The sequence below is a fragment of the Tenacibaculum singaporense genome (assembly GCF_003867015.1).
Classification (GTDB): Bacteria; Bacteroidota; Bacteroidia; order Flavobacteriales; family Flavobacteriaceae; genus Polaribacter; species Polaribacter singaporensis.
In genome coordinates this window covers 261,924-277,735 of sequence record NZ_CP032548.1, presented here as the reverse complement: position 1 = coordinate 277,735, position 15,812 = coordinate 261,924, and the positions used below count along the sequence as shown (strand labels likewise).

Genomic DNA, 15,812 nt, shown 5'->3' with positions numbered 1-15,812 from the left:
GAAGCTTAAAATGTGTAATTTAAGCTCAGAGAAACTTGTCTTCCCTTTTTGTAAGACAGTACAGTTTCATTAGTTTCGATTAAAGTGTTTAAATCACGAACTAATTGAGTTTGTTCAATTTTTGGATCTAATAAGTTTTTACCAACTAACTTTGCAGTAAATCCTTTAAAAATTTGTTTGCTTAATACAAGATCTAGAGTTACAAAACCTTTTTCAATAATTTCATCATTATATAGGGTAGCGCTATTATCAAAATCTTCAGGAGCACCCAATGCATAAATCTTATCAGAAGCGTAGTTACCTGTTAAAGTAGCGATAAATTCATTTTCTTTATTGTTAGAATAACTTAAAGAACCATTAACAATAAAGTCTGAAGCTCCTTGTAATTCAGATTCTGATTTTCCTTTAAATTGGTATCTAGGAGATAAATCTTGATTAAACCACATCTTAGTTAAGTTAGCTGTAGCATTTAATACAGTTTCTTCGTCTTCATTCTTTAAAAGATCTAATTTACCTTCAACTTCGAAACCTATAATATCAGCTTGTTCACCTGTATTGAAGAATTTAAAGTAACCTGATGAACCTTGATCTTGTGTTAAGTTTATAGGGTTGTTGATTTGTTTGTAAAAAGCGGTAGCTGAAACTAATTGGCTTCTGCTAGGGAAAAACTCCCATTTTAAATCAACATTATATACGTCGGATTTTTCTAAATCTTCGTTACCCCCAATAACACGACCAGTTGGAGAAACGTATTCGAAAGGAGATAATTCTTTAAATTCAGGTAACGTTTGAGTTACACTTGATGCAAAACGGATAAAGTTTCTGTCGTTTAATTCATATTTTAAGTTTACACTAGGATATAAGCTTTCGTAAACTCTATTAGTTGATCCAAATCTACCAGGACGGTTAGCTACATTCCAAGCCATGTCAATTTCATCTCTCTCAAAACGCAAACCGATATTACCAGATAATTTGTTGTCGAATTTGAAGTCAAAGTTGGTATAAGCAGCTAAAACCAACAACTCACCTTGGTATAAATCTGGTTGTTGTTCTCTTAAAATTAAACCAGCGTTCGTTCCTTGTTGTAATGTTTCTGAAATTTGATCAACAGAAGGAGCTGTAAAATCCTTTGCTCTAAATCCAATAAATAAAGAGTTAAAAGATCTTTCTTTCTTACGGAAGTTTAATCCGTAGTTTAATTTATAAGGTTTTTCTTCGTATTCATCAGCAACATTACCTAAAGACCAGTGATTTTCAATAAAAGCATTGTATTCAGTATCTTCAATTTTTTGAGAAGATTTTCTTTGTTGGTAATCTCCAACATGAGCGAATTGAATTAATGGACTAGAATTAATATCTAAAATGTTTACTTCATTTCTAATACGGTTTGGCTCTTCTGCCAAAACAAAATTATAACCAGCAGCCCAGTTTAATTCATTGTTTTTATTCCACTTGTGTTCTCCCATTAATTGGTTAACAAACATAGTGGTTTGTTTAAAGTTTTGATCTCTTACAAAAGCTCCATCTTCTTGTGGGTCTTGATCAAACACATATCCTTCTCCATTTCTACCTTGTTCATATAATCCATCTTCACCTTTGTTCACAAATAAAGTGTTGTACTTTAGTTTATTGTTGTCGTTTAATTTTAAATCAACTCTTATATAACCAGTAGAGTTTGTTTTAGCAATGAAGTTTTCAACATCAGTAAACGAGTTGTTTAATACGTTAGATCTGTATGCTTTAAATAAACCATTTCTATATTCAGATGATTTAGAATGTGAAGCAGAAGCTAATATTTTCCATTCTTTATTAAATAAATTGAATCTTTTGGCTCCTGATAATGAAATTCCATAATTAATTGGAGTTTCCCCTTTTTTAGTATCCCATCCTTGTAGAGTCATTTGGTTTTGAAGAGCAAATTTCTTTTGGTGAAATCCAAAAGTTACATCATCACTAATGGTAGTTCTTCTGAAATTGTCGACTTCAATAGCGTTTGTGTTAACACCTCCACTGATACCTATAGAAAACATATCTTTTGTGTATTCTTTAGAAGCAATATCTACATTTCCTGATGCTTGGTCAGCATAACTTGAGGTAGCGTATGTTTTACTAATACCTACGTTTTGTATAACATTAGTGTTGAATAAACTTAAATTAACATTTTTATTACTTACGTCGTCTGAAGGAATTGGTAATCCATTCATAGTAGTAGATAAATATCTGTCACCTAAACCACGAATGTATATATCACCTGAGCCTTCACTTTTATTAACACCTGAAATTTTTGTAGTCGCAGCAGCAGCATCAGAAACTCCTTTTTTAGATAGTTCTTGGGCTCCAATACTTTCTTTAATTACTGTAGCTTTTCTTTGTTCTAATAGTAAAGCAGTTTCTTTTTCTCTACTAACAGTTGCGTTAATTTTAACCTCGTCTAATGCTACCCCTTCATTAGCGCCTAATTCTTGGTTTACTATAAGTGTTTCGTTTTCTTTTATTACTATTTGTTTTTCAATAGTTTGATAACCAACGAAACTAAACACAATGGTTTGGTTTCCAGCAGGCACACTAAGTGTGTACTTACCGTCCATATCGGTTGTCCCCCCGATAGAAGTTCCTTTAATAAAGACATTCGCAAAAGGTAACGCCTCTCCGCTCATTTCTTTGTCAGTAACTGTACCATTAACAGTACCTTTGCTTTGAGAAAATGCTAGATTACATAAGCTTAAAAAAGCTATAAATAATATTTTTTTCATTCTAATCTTTGAATTCTGTTTATTTATCCCGCAAAATTCAAGTTAAATAGTAAAGCTAATGTTACGTAGAAATTACGTTTGTATTATTAGAATGTTTAGTTAATGTTAACTGACTTTTGATATGTTATCAAAGTATTAATTGTTTGTAAACTTTATACCAAAAACAAAAGTTCTTGGTGTAGCAGGACCGTAAATGAAATTGCTGTCACGCTCTTTACTTATATCAAACTTTGACTGGTATTCATCAAAAATATTTTTGATTCCGGTAGTAAATTCTAGGTTCGTGTTTAGTTTTTCTAAATTAAATGTATAGCTAGCGTTAATCCCTAAATTAAAAAAAGAAGGAGAACTAAAGTACTCGTCTTCTGTTAAATTTTGGGGAGAAGCTAAATGTAGTACTTCCATACTTCCAGTATATACTAAATTTAAAGCTGTTTTAAATTTTTGGTTTGGAGTATAAGTCGCAGTAGCATATCCGTAAGTGTTTGGTGTACGTAAAAATTCTTTCTTTAAGGGTAGTTTGTCTGAGTTGTTGACAGCTGAGTTGTATTTACTAGATTGGTAGGTGAAACCAGCATCTAGCTGTAGAATTCCATCGTAGTTTAATCGTGTTTCTAAAGTAATTCCTTTTACTACGGCGCCATCACCATTCCTTTTTTCAAAAACTTCACCAAACTCATCTTCTCCAATAGACTCTAAATAAAAAGCATCTTTTAAGTTAGTGTAAAAACTCTCAAAAGTAAATCCGTAAATATAATGCTCGGTAGGTTTGTCGTAGTTGAATGAAAGTGTGTAGCTGTTAGAGCGTTCCCTTTTTAAATCATCTGCTAATAATACTCGAGAAATTCCACCACCAGCAAAAGCTATGTGTAAATCGGTGTCAAAAGCTTGTGGAGCTCTAAAACCTGTTCCCCAAGTTCCTCTAATTTGTGTGTTTTCAAAAGGCTTGTATAGTAAAGATACTCGTGGACTAGCCACGTTGTTTACAATAGTTTTTTCTGTTCCGTCTTGCTTTAAAGCGTTTAATTTATGGTTGTCGTAGCGAATACCTGTTAGTAAATTTAATTGCTTGTTGATTTCCCAGTCGCTTTGGAAAAAGAATCCTAAGTTTTGAGTTAATTGATCTACTTTGTACTCGTATGCTTCTATAACATCAAAAACATCATCTTGTACAAATTCACCGCCTAAAGTCAGTACATTATTTCCTCCTAAAAATTTCTCTAATTTATGATTGAATTGTAAACCTCCTTGAAAAGTCGTTGTCGTAGAGTTACCATATGGTGGTTTAGCTAAATGTTCTGTGTCTTCAGGAGTGTTTATGTCAGGGCGAATTCCTGTGTAGTGTTCTCTATCGGTATATTGTGTAGCTAAATAGGAAATTATAGAGCTTTTGTCATCATTAAAATTAATTTGATAATCAATATTTCCTACATAAACATCATGCACACGTTCTTCTGATTGTAGCGCAAAATGAGGAGCTTTGTCTACCATTTCACCACCATAACGATATTCATTCATTTTACTAAAGTTAACCTCTATTTTTTGATTATCTGTTGGAAGGAAGAATAAATTAGTTCCAAATGAATTATTTTTCAATTCAGGTAATTCAGAAAAATTATCACCATTAGCATCATACAGGTCTCTTTTTCTATTATTGATAAAAAACGAAGCGCCAGCATTTCTGTCTTCATTTACTATTGTAGCATTTCCAGCAATTATGTGATCTGAAACTCCTTTGATATTTTGATAAGTATAACCAATGCTGTAATTATTTTTCTTCGGAATTTTTGTAATTACATTTACAGTTCCTCCTATGGCACTTGAACCATATAAGGCAGAGCCACCACCGCGGACTACTTCTATACGTTCAATCATATTAGTAGGTACTTGTTCTAGACCATATAATCCAGTTAACGGACTAAAAATAGGGCGACCATTAATTAAAATTTGTGAATATCCGCCAGCTAAACCATTCATACGAAGTTGGGTATAGTTACAAGTTTGGCAATCTGTTTCTACACGTAAACCAGTTTGGAATTTTAATCCTTCAGATAAGTTACAAGCTTGTACATCTGATAAGGTTTGGCTATTGATAACATTAACTATAACTGGGCTGTTAGTTCTGCGTTTATCAGTACGTGTGCCAGTAACAGTAACTTGATCTAGAATTTCTGCAGTTTCAGTTAGTATGAAATTTACAGTTTTCTCTTCGTTAGAGTTTATTGTAATAGTCTTTCTTTCTGATAAAAAACCAATAGATGAAGCAACTAAAACAAATTTGTTTTTAGTTGTTTTTAATGTGTAGTTTCCAGATTCATCTGTAGTTGTTCCGTTTTCTGTTCCCTTTATAAATACATTAGCGAAAGGTATAGTTTCTCCTGAAGATGAAGTGACTTTCCCTTTAATTGTTTGTCCGCTTACAATAGTTGATAATAATATAATTACTAAGGTAATATGATTTTTCATGTTGAAAATAGTTTACTGTTAAACAGTTTTTAAAATTAAATATTTTCGCAAATATAAATTAATTTTTAGTCTTAACTAAAAATATGTTTAATTAAATCAAAAACTATATATTTGCATACCTAAAAAAAATAATGATGTTTAGTCAATCTGAAGAAAACTATATAAAAACAATGTATCATTTAGCTGCTGATTACAAAAAAGGAATTAGCACGAATGCGATTGCAAAAAGGTTAGATACAAAAGCTTCTTCAGTAACTGATATGGTTAAAAAATTATCAGAAAAAAACGTAGTTAGCTATAAAAAATACCAAGGAGTAACATTAACTGATTTTGGAAAGAAAATAGCAGCAAATATTGTTCGTAAACATAGATTGTGGGAAGTTTTCTTGGTAAAGAAACTTAATTTTTCTTGGGATGAAGTGCATGAAGTAGCAGAACAGTTAGAACATATTAAATCACCAAAGTTAATTAACGAATTAGATGCTTTTTTAGATTATCCAAAAAGAGATCCGCATGGAGACCCCATTCCAGACAAAGAAGGAAACTTGCAAATAATAGAAAAAAGTTTGTTGTCTACTTTAAATAAAAATGAAGTTGGAGTTTGTGTTGGTGTAGATGATAGTTCTTCGGAGTTTTTACGTTTTTTAGATAAACAAGAAATTGCATTAGGGAAGCAAATAAAAGTCGTAGAAAAGGAGCCTTTTGATGGGTCTTTAGTTATAGAAATGGATGGGAAAACTCTTACAGTATCCAATAAAATAGCAAGTAACTTATATATTCAAAAAACTACATTAAGCAAATAACAGGAAATAATTTTTTATAAATGGATTTATTTAATCAATTAGTAAGTTTTGGTAAAGAACACCCAATTCAAGCAGCACTGTATGCTTCGTTATTCACTTGGGGTTTAACAGCTTTAGGGGCAGCATTAGTATTCTTCTTTAAAAAAATGAATCGGGCTGTTTTAGATGGTATGCTTGGTTTTACAGGAGGAGTAATGGTTGCGGCAAGTTTTTGGAGTTTGTTGTCGCCAGCAATTGATAACAGTCCAGGAGAAGGGTTTGTAAAAGTGTTTCCTTCGGCAATTGGGTTTGCTTTAGGGGCTTTAGCTTTGTTTGGAATGGACAAATGGTTGCCACATTTACATATAAACTTCAAAGAGAATGAAGCAGAGGGTATGAAAACAAATTGGCATAAAACTACTCTGTTGGTTTTGGCAATAACTCTACATAATATTCCTGAAGGTTTGGCTGTAGGTGTTTTGTTTGGGGCAGCTTCAACAATGGTTGGGGTAGAGCAAACCGAAATGATTATCGCAGCTATTTCATTAGCTATTGGTATTGGAATTCAAAATTTCCCAGAAGGATTCGCAGTTGCTATGCCATTAAGAAGACAAGGAGTAAGTCGTTTTAGAAGTTTTTGGTATGGACAATTATCTGCTATCGTTGAGCCTATGGCAGCAGTTTTAGGTGCAGTAGCGGTATCATTTTTTACACCAATTTTGCCATATGCACTTGCTTTTGCTGCGGGAGCAATGATTTTTGTAGTAGTTGAAGAAGTAATTCCAGAAACACAACGTGATAAATATACCGATATAGCCACTTTAGGTTTTATAGGTGGGTTTATAGTAATGATGTCGTTAGATGTTGGTTTAGGCTAGAAAAACTTTAGCATAAAATACAAAAAGTATTATTCCCGCAAAAGCGGGAATCTTTTTTTGGTTAAATTGCTTGCTTAATTATATTTTACTTTGTTAGAAAACCCGTCAACTTTTCAAGTATACAATGCCTCGGCAGGTAGTGGTAAAACCTTTACATTAGTTAAAGAGTATCTAAAAGTTTTGTTGCAATCTGAAGATATTTTTCGTTTTCAAAAAATATTAGCGATTACGTTCACTAACAAGGCTGCGGGTGAAATGAAAGAGCGGGTGTTGCACAATCTACAAGTTTTTTCAGAAGGAGAAAGTAATGATTTACTAGAAATTATCTTAGAAGAAACTTCACTTGATAGAAGTGTCGTAAAAGAACGAAGTAAAAAAATACTAGATGAAATTCTTCGAAACTATTCTGCTTTTTCAATTACTACAATTGATAGCTTTACCCATAAAATTATAAAAAGCTTTGCTTATGATTTAGGATTGCCACTTAATTTTGAAGTAGAAATGGATGCTGTTTCTTTGCTAAATGAAGCGGTAGATGTACTAATTTCAAAAATAGGAAGTGATGAAGCATTGACTAAATTACTTATTGATTTTTCTCTAGATAAAGCAGATGATGATAAATCTTGGGATATCTCTCGTGAATTAAATGAGTTTGCTAAAATTTTGTTGAATGAAGATGATACAAAACATTTTAAAAAATTAGCGGATAAACAACTTACCGATTTTACTAACTTAAAAACAAAGTTGTCAAAACATCAAACGCAAATAAAAAAACGTTGGAAGGAAATCGGAGAAGAAGCTTTGCAAGTTATTCAATCAGTACAGTTAGATCATAAAGATTTTTACCGATCAATGTTGCCAAATCATTTTGTAGCACTGTCTAAAAATCCAGAAAAAGCAAAGTTTTTTGATCAAAGCAAATTAAGAGAGCGAATTGAAGAAGGTTCTTTCTATTCAAAATCAAAGTCAGAAGATGTAAAATCTGTTATTGAAGGAGTTTTGCCAGAGCTTATAAAATTGTATATGGAGTCTGAGCAGTTGTATCAACAGTTTTCAATGAATAAGCTAGCATTGAAAAGTATTATTCCATTAGCAGTTTTAAACAATATCAATCAAGAGTTAACACATCTAAAGGAAGAGAATAATTTACGATTGAATGCGGAGTTTAATCATTTAATTTCTGAAAATATCAAAGACCAACCTGCTCCGTTTATTTATGAGCGAATAGGGCAACGATTTATACATTATTTTATTGATGAAATGCAAGATACATCAACCTTACAATGGCAAAATTTAATCCCGCTAATTGATAATGCACTAGCACAAGAAAATAGTAGTTTGTTGTTGGTGGGTGATGGTAAACAAGCAATTTATCGTTGGCGTGGAGGGAAGTCAGAACAGTTTATTGGATTGGGTTCAGAAAAGGATAATCCATTTCAAATTTCAAAAGAAGTAAAAACTTTAGAAACCAATTTTAGGAGTTATGCTGAAGTGATTGATTTCAATAATCAGTTTTTTCAACATACTGCAAACTTTCTACAAAACGATTCGTATAAAGAATTGTTTGTTGAGGGTAATAAACAGTTAACAACAACTAAAAAAGGAGGATTTGTGTCGCTTTCTTTTTTAGGGAAAGAAGAAGATAAAGAAGAGGAAAAAATTAAGTATCCGAAGAAAATTTTAGAGGTTGTTAAAAACTTAGAAGCTGACTTTACGCTGAATGAGATTTGTATTTTAGTTCGTAAAAAGAAAGATGGAATTGCAGTAGCAAACTATTTGACAGAAAATGGAATAGATATCATTTCTTCAGAAACGTTATTATTAGAAAATAGTTCGAAAGTTAATTTTATAGCAAATGTTTTACAAGTAATTCAGCATCCAAATGACAAGGAAACCTGTCTGGAAATGCTTTATTTTTTGCAAGAACATTTAAGAGTAGCTAAAGATAAACATTTGTTTATCGATAGTTTAATACATCAACCAAATGAAAAACTCTTTTTAGGATTAAAAGAATATGGAATATCTTTTGAATTATCGATGTTTCATCAGTTGCCTTTTTACGAAAAAATAGAAGAGATTATTAGAGGTTTTCAATTAATTACTTCATCAGATGCTTATGTACAGTTCTTTTTAGATGTGGTGCTAGAGCAACAGCGGAAAGGAACAAGTATTCAAGAATTTCTAGATTTCTGGTCAGAAAAAAAAGATAAGCTGAGTATTGTGTCTCCTGAAGGTGGGAATGCGGCACAAGTGATGACGATTCACAAATCGAAAGGATTGGAGTTTCCTGTAGTAATTTTTCCGTATGATCTAGATGTGTACAGACAAGTGAACCCGAAAGTTTGGTTAAATGAGTTGCCAGAAAATTTTGATGGATTTGAAGAGTTGTTGGTTCCATTTAATAAAGATTTGAATTATGTAAATAACCGAGGCTTAGAAATTTATCAGCAACAAAGAGAAGAGTTAGAGTTAGATAACTTTAATCTACTGTATGTTGCTCTTACCAGAGCAGTTGAACAATTGTATATTGTAACAGAAAAGAAGATTTCGTCAAAAGGAGAAGAGAATACTAATTTTTATTCTGGAATTTTTATTAGTTATTTAAAGAAGTTAGGTAAATGGAGTGATGAAATTTTAGAGTATTCTTTTGGAAACAAAGAAAGGGTAAGTACTCCTCAAAAAGAAAATAAATCAGGAGTTAAATTACAGGAAGGTTTTATATCCACTCCTTGGAAGGAACATAATATCCATATGTTAGCAAGTGCGTCAAAATTGTGGGATACAGAACAAGGAAAAGCTATTGAATTTGGTAATTTGATTCATGAAATGATGGCAGAAATCATTACAAAAGAAGATATAGATAAGGTTGTTTATCGTTATGAACAGCAAGGAATATTACCACAAGAAAAATCATTAAAAGTAATAAAAAATATTCAAAGAATAGTTGGACACTCTGAGCTAAAAGAATATTTTTTGGGAGAAGCTGAGGTGTTTAATGAGAGAGAAATTGTAGATGTTGATGGTCAAATTATAATTCCAGATAGATTGGTTTTTAACCAAAACAAAGAAGTAGTGATTATAGATTATAAAACAGGGAAGCCCTCTAAAGTGTACCACCAACAATTATTGAGGTATGCTAGAGTATTGCAAACGATGAATTTTAAGGTGTTAAAAAAACTACTTATATATATTGATAAAGAAATTTTGGTTGAAGAAGTTTAACAACTAACTTTGACCTTTTATTTTATAGCAAACAACTTTCAAACATAAATTATGTACGGGAAAATTAAAGAACAACTACAGCAAGAAATTCAGGACATCAAAGATGCTGGATTATATAAGTCAGAGCGTATTATTACATCATCACAAGATGCAGTGATTAAAATTTCTACAGGAGAAGAAGTGATTAACTTTTGTGCAAACAATTACTTAGGATTATCTAATCACCCAGAAGTAATTCAAGCAGCAAAAGACACAATGGATACGCATGGTTTTGGAATGTCATCTGTACGTTTTATTTGTGGAACGCAAGATATTCACAAGCAACTAGAAAAAAAGATTGCCGATTTTTATACGACAGAAGATACCATTTTATATGCAGCAGCTTTTGATGCCAATGGAGGTGTTTTTGAGCCTTTATTAACCAAAGAAGATGCAATTATTTCTGATAGTTTAAACCATGCATCTATTATTGATGGAGTGCGTTTGTGTAAGGCAGCACGTTATCGTTATGATAATAACGATATGGCATCATTAGAAGAGCAATTAATTGAGGCAAATAAGCAAGGACATCGTTTTAAAATTATTGTAACTGATGGAGTTTTTTCTATGGATGGAATCGTAGCTAAGTTAGATGAAATTTGTGATTTAGCTGATAAGTACGATGCAATGGTAATGGTTGATGAATGTCATGCAGCTGGGTTTATTGGAAAAACAGGACGTGGAACTGTGGAACTAAAAAATGTAATGGATCGTGTTGATATTGTTACAGGAACCTTAGGAAAAGCACTTGGTGGAGCCATGGGAGGATATACTACAGGAAAGAAAGAAATTATTGAGATTTTACGTCAACGTTCTCGTCCATATTTGTTCTCAAACTCGTTAGCACCTGCAATTGTAGGAGCTTCATTAAAAGTATTTGATTTATTATCTAATGACACTACCTTACGTGATAAATTAGAATGGAATACCAACTATTTCCGTACTGAAATGGAGAGAGCAGGGTTTGATTTAGTAGGAGCTGATGCTGCAATTGTTCCTGTAATGTTATACGATGCTAAGTTGTCACAAGTGATGGCAAATAGGTTATTGGAAGAAGGTATTTATGTAATTGGATTTTTCTATCCAGTAGTACCAAAAGAGCAAGCAAGAATTAGAGTACAGTTATCAGCGGCTCATGAAAAAGAGCATTTAGACAAAGCAATAAAAGCATTTATCAAGGTTGGAAAAGAGCTGAAAGTGATATAAATTAGTTGCCCAAAAACTTGCATTTATTGTAAGTTTTTGTAGATTTGTTTTTGTAAATAAGTTTGAACAACTTACATTTGCGTAATATATAAACGAACTTTTAATTTAAATTTTTAATAATGAAACAATTAAAATTAGCTGTGATGGCTTTATTTGCGTTTGCTGCTGTAAACGTTAGCGCACAGGATTCAGACAACCCTTGGGCGGTTGGTTTCGGGGTTAACGCAGTAGACGTTAGGATCCCTACGAAATTTGGAGATTATGCTAAAGATTACATCGGTACTAGTGACTGGAATATCTTACCATCAATTTCAAGAGTAACTGTTGATAGATACTTAAACGATGGGTTTACATTACAATTAGCGGGGTCTTTAAACAAAATTGAAACTTTCCGTACGGAAAATGATATGGATGAGCTTTACTGGGCTATCGATGCTAACGTAAAGTATGACTTAAATAACTTAATAGGTAACACTGGTTGGTGGGATCCTTATGTATACGTTGGTGGAGGTTATACTTCTTTAGCTGATGAAGGTGAAGGTATGTTAAATGCTGGTGCTGGATTCAACGTTTGGTTCAACGATAATTTAGGAATGAACTTCCAAACAGGTGGTAAGAAAGAATTTGCTGATAAAGTTCAAGATCACTTCCAACACTCAATTGGTTTAGTATTTAAGTTCGGAGGAAAAGATACTGATGGAGACGGAGTATATGACAAAGATGATGCTTGTCCAGAAGTTGCTGGATTAAAAGAATTCAACGGATGTCCTGATACTGACGGAGACGGAATCAAAGATTCTGACGATGCATGTCCAGAAGTTGCTGGTTTAGCTGCTTTAAATGGTTGTCCTGATGCTGATGGAGATGGTATCGCTGATAAAGACGATGCTTGTCCAACTGAAAAAGGAACTAAAGCTAATAACGGATGTCCTGATGCTGACGGAGATGGTGTTGTAGACGGAAAAGATAAGTGTCCAAACGAAGCTGGTCCAGCTGCTAACAACGGATGTCCTTGGCCAGATACTGACGGAGACGGAGTATTAGACAAAGACGATAAGTGTCCAAACGAAGCAGGTGTAGCATCTAACAATGGATGTCCTGAAGTAGTAATCAAAGAAGAAGCTGTTAAGAAATTAAATGAGTTCGCAAGAGCTATCTACTTTAACTCAGGAAAATCTACTTTTAGAACTGGTACTACTGGTAAATTAGACTTAATCGCTGGAATCATGAAGGAGTATCCTAAAGCTAACTTTAGCATTCAAGGACACACTGATAGTTCAGGATCTAATTCTTTAAACCAAAGATTATCTGAAAAAAGAGCTAAGGCTGTTTTAGATTACTTAATCACTAAAGGAGGAATCGATTCAAAAAGATTAACTTCTGCTGGATTTGGTGAAGACTACCCAATTGCTGATAACAAAACAAGAGCTGGTAGAGCTGAAAACAGACGTGTTGAGATTAAATTAGTAAAGTAATTTGATTACAATTATAAGATCAATAAAGGCCTCACAAATGTGAGGCTTTTTTTTATGGAAAAATACTACGAAAGGTTTTTTAAATTCCACTAAAAAAATTACCTTTGCACCTTGAAAAAATGAGTTAAAACTCATATAGTAAATAAAATAACTTTAATTACATATAGTAATGTCTACAATAACAGGTAAAGTTTCTCAAATTATTGGTCCAGTAATCGATGTTGAGTTTAATACAGAAAATGCTGAATTACCAAAGATTTATGATTCGTTAGAAATTAAAAAAGCAGACGGTTCAACTTTAGTTTTAGAAGTTCAACAACACATTGGTGAAGATACAGTTCGTACCATTTCTATGGATGCAACTGATGGTTTACAAAGAGGACAAGAAGTAGTTGCTACAGGTAACCCAATTCAAATGCCAATAGGTAATGATATCTACGGTCGTTTATTTAATGTAACAGGTGATGCTATTGATGGATTAGGAGATTTACCTAAAGAAGGTGATGCTGGTTTACCAATTCACCGTCAAGCACCAAAATTTGAAGAATTATCAACTTCTACCGAAGTACTATTTACAGGAATTAAAGTAATCGATTTAATTGAACCTTATGCAAAAGGAGGTAAAATTGGATTGTTTGGAGGAGCAGGAGTAGGAAAAACAGTATTAATTCAGGAGTTAATTAACAACATTGCAAAAGGACACGGAGGTTTATCTGTATTCGCAGGTGTAGGTGAAAGAACTCGTGAAGGAAATGATTTATTACGTGAGATGTTAGAATCAGGAATTATCAAATATGGTGATGATTTCATGCATTCTATGGAAGACGGAGGATGGGATTTATCTAAAGTTGATAAACCAGGAATGAGAGATTCTAAAGCAACTTTCGTATTCGGTCAGATGAATGAGCCACCAGGAGCACGTGCTCGTGTAGCTTTATCTGGATTAACAATTGCTGAATATTTCCGTGATGGAGCAGGTGAAGCACAAGGAAAAGATGTATTATTCTTCGTAGATAATATCTTCCGTTTTACACAAGCAGGTTCAGAGGTATCGGCTTTATTAGGTCGTATGCCATCAGCGGTAGGATACCAACCAACATTAGCAACAGAGATGGGAGCAATGCAAGAGCGTATTACTTCTACTAAGAAAGGGTCTATTACATCTGTGCAAGCGGTTTATGTACCTGCGGATGATTTAACGGATCCAGCACCAGCAACAACGTTTGCTCACTTAGATGCTACTACAGTATTATCTCGTAAAATTGCCGAGTTAGGTATTTATCCAGCGGTAGACCCATTAGATTCTACATCAAGAATTTTAACTGCTGATGTTTTAGGAGATGAGCACTATAACTGTGCACAAAGAGTAAAAGAAATATTACAACGTTATAAAGAATTACAAGATATCATTGCCATCTTAGGTATGGAAGAATTATCTGAGGAAGATAAGTTAGTAGTTCACAGAGCACGTCGTGTACAACGTTTCTTATCTCAACCATTCCACGTAGCAGAGCAATTTACAGGAATTCCAGGTGTATTAGTAGATATTAAAGATACTATCAAAGGATTCAACATGATTATGGATGGTGAATTAGATAAGTATCCTGAAGCAGCATTCAACTTAAAAGGATCAATTAAAGAAGCAATTGATGCTGGAGAAAAAATGTTAGCAGAAGCGTAATTAATTGCCTTAAGCAATAGCTTAAAGCCCCAAAGCATTAAAATATGTATTTAGAAATTGTAACACCAGAAGCTATCTTGTTTTCATCAGAAGTTGATTCTGTAGCAGTACCAGGTGTAAATGGAGAATTCCAAATGTTAAATAATCACGCACCAGTGGTATCTGTTTTAAATGAAGGAAGAGTAAAAGTACATGTACATACTCAAGATCATTTAGTTTTTGATGATTTACATGGAAGTATTGAAAGGTTACCAGAAGATGATAAAGTTTTAACTTTAAAAATTAAGTCTGGAACTATAGAAATGAAAGACAATAAAGCAATTATTCTTGCAGATTAAGACGCTTTGATCATAAAAATAAAAAAAGCCAAACAATATTTGTTTGGCTTTTTTTTGTTCAGTAAAGAATACCAGATTGAATTTAATTATCTTTGCAGTGATGAATGGAACATTTTTATTTATTGGAGGTCCTGAGATTTTTGTAATCTTGTTAATAGTTGTCATGTTATTTGGAGCAGATAAAATTCCAGAAATAGCAAGAGGGCTGGGGAAAGGTATGCGTCAAATTAAGGATGCGACGAACGACATTAAAAAAGAGATTAATGATAGTGCCAAAAAGCAAGGTATAGATACAGATTTTGTAAGAGATATTAATAAAGAAGTAAACGAAGTAAAAGACAATATTGACGATTTTACTGGTCCTATAAAAAGGAATCGTTAAGAAAAAATAAAAATGGTGTAGTTTTCAAACTACACCATTTTTATTTTTGTAGTGTTTTTTACCTGTTTCATAACAAAAGAACTTTGAATGTTAGAAATAACTTCTAATTGTGATAATTTTTTTAATACAAAATCCTGATATTCATTCATGTCTTTTAAAACAACCTTTAATAAAAAATCGTAGACTCCAGCTATGTAAGATACTTCTACTATTTCATCTATTTTGGACATATAATCTTCAAATTCTTTAAAAGCTGTTTCTTGATGTTTAACAAGAGTTACTTGGCAATATACTATTAAACTTTTGTCAATAGTCTCTAAGTTTAATAAAGCAACATATTTATCTATAATTCCATTTACTTCCATCTTTTTTATTCGTTCATGAGTTGGAGTAATAGAAAGATTTACTTTGCTTGCTAGTTGTTTTATAGATTGTTTACAGTCCTTTTGTAACTCTTCTAATAGTTTTTTATCTACATTATCTAACTGATCCATGGTAAGTTTTTCTGTTTTAAAATATTTTCAATATTGTAAATAGGTTTTATTCCTGTTTTATTTTTAAAAATAGTTGTTTTTTCTCTATTTAAACAC

Annotated in this window: 11 protein-coding genes; 8 read left to right on the top strand and 3 right to left on the bottom strand. The window is 32.6% G+C overall.

The genetic code is table 11. The features are described 5' to 3' along the window. Positions 1-5: 5 nt before the first annotated feature. Both D6T69_RS01285 and D6T69_RS16125 read right to left on the bottom strand, forming a co-directional pair. Positions 6-2,753: a TonB-dependent receptor gene (locus D6T69_RS01285; protein ID WP_125066082.1), complete on the bottom strand. Its 2,748-nt coding sequence runs from the start codon at positions 2,751-2,753 to the stop codon at positions 6-8. Positions 2,754-2,888: 135 nt separating this feature from the next. Further along, positions 2,889-5,219, bottom strand: a complete 2,331-nt coding sequence (locus D6T69_RS16125; protein ID WP_125066081.1) for a TonB-dependent receptor — start codon at positions 5,217-5,219, stop codon at positions 2,889-2,891. A 134-nt stretch (positions 5,220-5,353) separates the two neighbouring features. Between D6T69_RS16125 and D6T69_RS01275 the strand changes: the two genes are divergently transcribed. The 8 genes from D6T69_RS01275 (at position 5,354) to D6T69_RS01240 (ending at position 15,222) form a co-directional block, all read left to right on the top strand. Next, on the top strand, positions 5,354-6,022 hold the full coding sequence (locus D6T69_RS01275) for a metal-dependent transcriptional regulator (RefSeq protein WP_125066080.1): 669 nt from the start codon (positions 5,354-5,356) through the stop codon (positions 6,020-6,022). Positions 6,023-6,042: 20 nt separating this feature from the next. Then, positions 6,043-6,879 (top strand): ZIP family metal transporter, encoded by an 837-nt coding sequence (locus D6T69_RS01270; protein WP_125066079.1) that lies wholly within the window; start codon positions 6,043-6,045, stop codon positions 6,877-6,879. 90 nt (positions 6,880-6,969) lie between these two features. Further along, the gene (locus D6T69_RS01265) at positions 6,970-10,101 is read left to right on the top strand and encodes a UvrD-helicase domain-containing protein (RefSeq protein WP_125066078.1); all 3,132 of its coding nucleotides are present in this window, start codon (positions 6,970-6,972) and stop codon (positions 10,099-10,101) included. Between the two features lie 51 nt (positions 10,102-10,152). Next, positions 10,153-11,346: a glycine C-acetyltransferase gene (gene kbl / locus D6T69_RS01260; protein ID WP_125066077.1), complete on the top strand. Its 1,194-nt coding sequence runs from the start codon at positions 10,153-10,155 to the stop codon at positions 11,344-11,346. Between the two features lie 119 nt (positions 11,347-11,465). Beyond that, a complete protein-coding gene (locus D6T69_RS01255) occupies positions 11,466-12,821 on the top strand; it encodes an OmpA family protein (RefSeq protein WP_125066076.1) in 1,356 nt (451 codons plus the stop codon). Between the two features lie 169 nt (positions 12,822-12,990). Further along, positions 12,991-14,502, top strand: a complete 1,512-nt coding sequence (gene atpD, locus D6T69_RS01250) for a F0F1 ATP synthase subunit beta (RefSeq protein ID WP_125066075.1) — start codon at positions 12,991-12,993, stop codon at positions 14,500-14,502. A gap of 44 nt (positions 14,503-14,546) precedes the next feature. Then, positions 14,547-14,840 (top strand): FoF1 ATP synthase subunit delta/epsilon, encoded by a 294-nt coding sequence (locus tag D6T69_RS01245; protein ID WP_125066074.1) that lies wholly within the window; start codon positions 14,547-14,549, stop codon positions 14,838-14,840. Between the two features lie 100 nt (positions 14,841-14,940). Continuing rightward, entirely contained in the window at positions 14,941-15,222 is a 282-nt protein-coding gene (locus D6T69_RS01240) for a Sec-independent protein translocase subunit TatA/TatB (protein WP_125069124.1), read from the top strand. A 29-nt stretch (positions 15,223-15,251) separates the two neighbouring features. Here D6T69_RS01240 and D6T69_RS01235 read toward each other — a convergent pair whose 3' ends face one another. Continuing rightward, positions 15,252-15,716: an Lrp/AsnC family transcriptional regulator gene (locus D6T69_RS01235; protein ID WP_125066073.1), complete on the bottom strand. Its 465-nt coding sequence runs from the start codon at positions 15,714-15,716 to the stop codon at positions 15,252-15,254. Positions 15,717-15,812: the final 96 nt, after the last annotated feature.

Excerpts from the sequence above, each read along its gene's own strand:
- D6T69_RS01235 (WP_125066073.1), bottom strand. The coding sequence starts at position 15,716 with ATGGATCAGTTAGATAATGTAGATAAAAAACTATTAGAAGAGTTACAA.
- kbl (WP_125066077.1), top strand. The coding sequence starts at position 10,153 with ATGTACGGGAAAATTAAAGAACAACTACAGCAAGAAATTCAGGACATC.
- D6T69_RS01275 (WP_125066080.1), top strand. The coding sequence starts at position 5,354 with ATGTTTAGTCAATCTGAAGAAAACTATATAAAAACAATGTATCATTTA.
- D6T69_RS01285 (WP_125066082.1), bottom strand. The coding sequence starts at position 2,753 with ATGAAAAAAATATTATTTATAGCTTTTTTAAGCTTATGTAATCTAGCA.
- D6T69_RS01255 (WP_125066076.1), top strand. The coding sequence starts at position 11,466 with ATGAAACAATTAAAATTAGCTGTGATGGCTTTATTTGCGTTTGCTGCT.
- D6T69_RS01245 (WP_125066074.1), top strand. The coding sequence starts at position 14,547 with ATGTATTTAGAAATTGTAACACCAGAAGCTATCTTGTTTTCATCAGAA.
- D6T69_RS01270 (WP_125066079.1), top strand. The coding sequence starts at position 6,043 with ATGGATTTATTTAATCAATTAGTAAGTTTTGGTAAAGAACACCCAATT.
- D6T69_RS16125 (WP_125066081.1), bottom strand. The coding sequence starts at position 5,219 with ATGAAAAATCATATTACCTTAGTAATTATATTATTATCAACTATTGTA.
- D6T69_RS01240 (WP_125069124.1), top strand. The coding sequence starts at position 14,941 with ATGAATGGAACATTTTTATTTATTGGAGGTCCTGAGATTTTTGTAATC.
- atpD (WP_125066075.1), top strand. The coding sequence starts at position 12,991 with ATGTCTACAATAACAGGTAAAGTTTCTCAAATTATTGGTCCAGTAATC.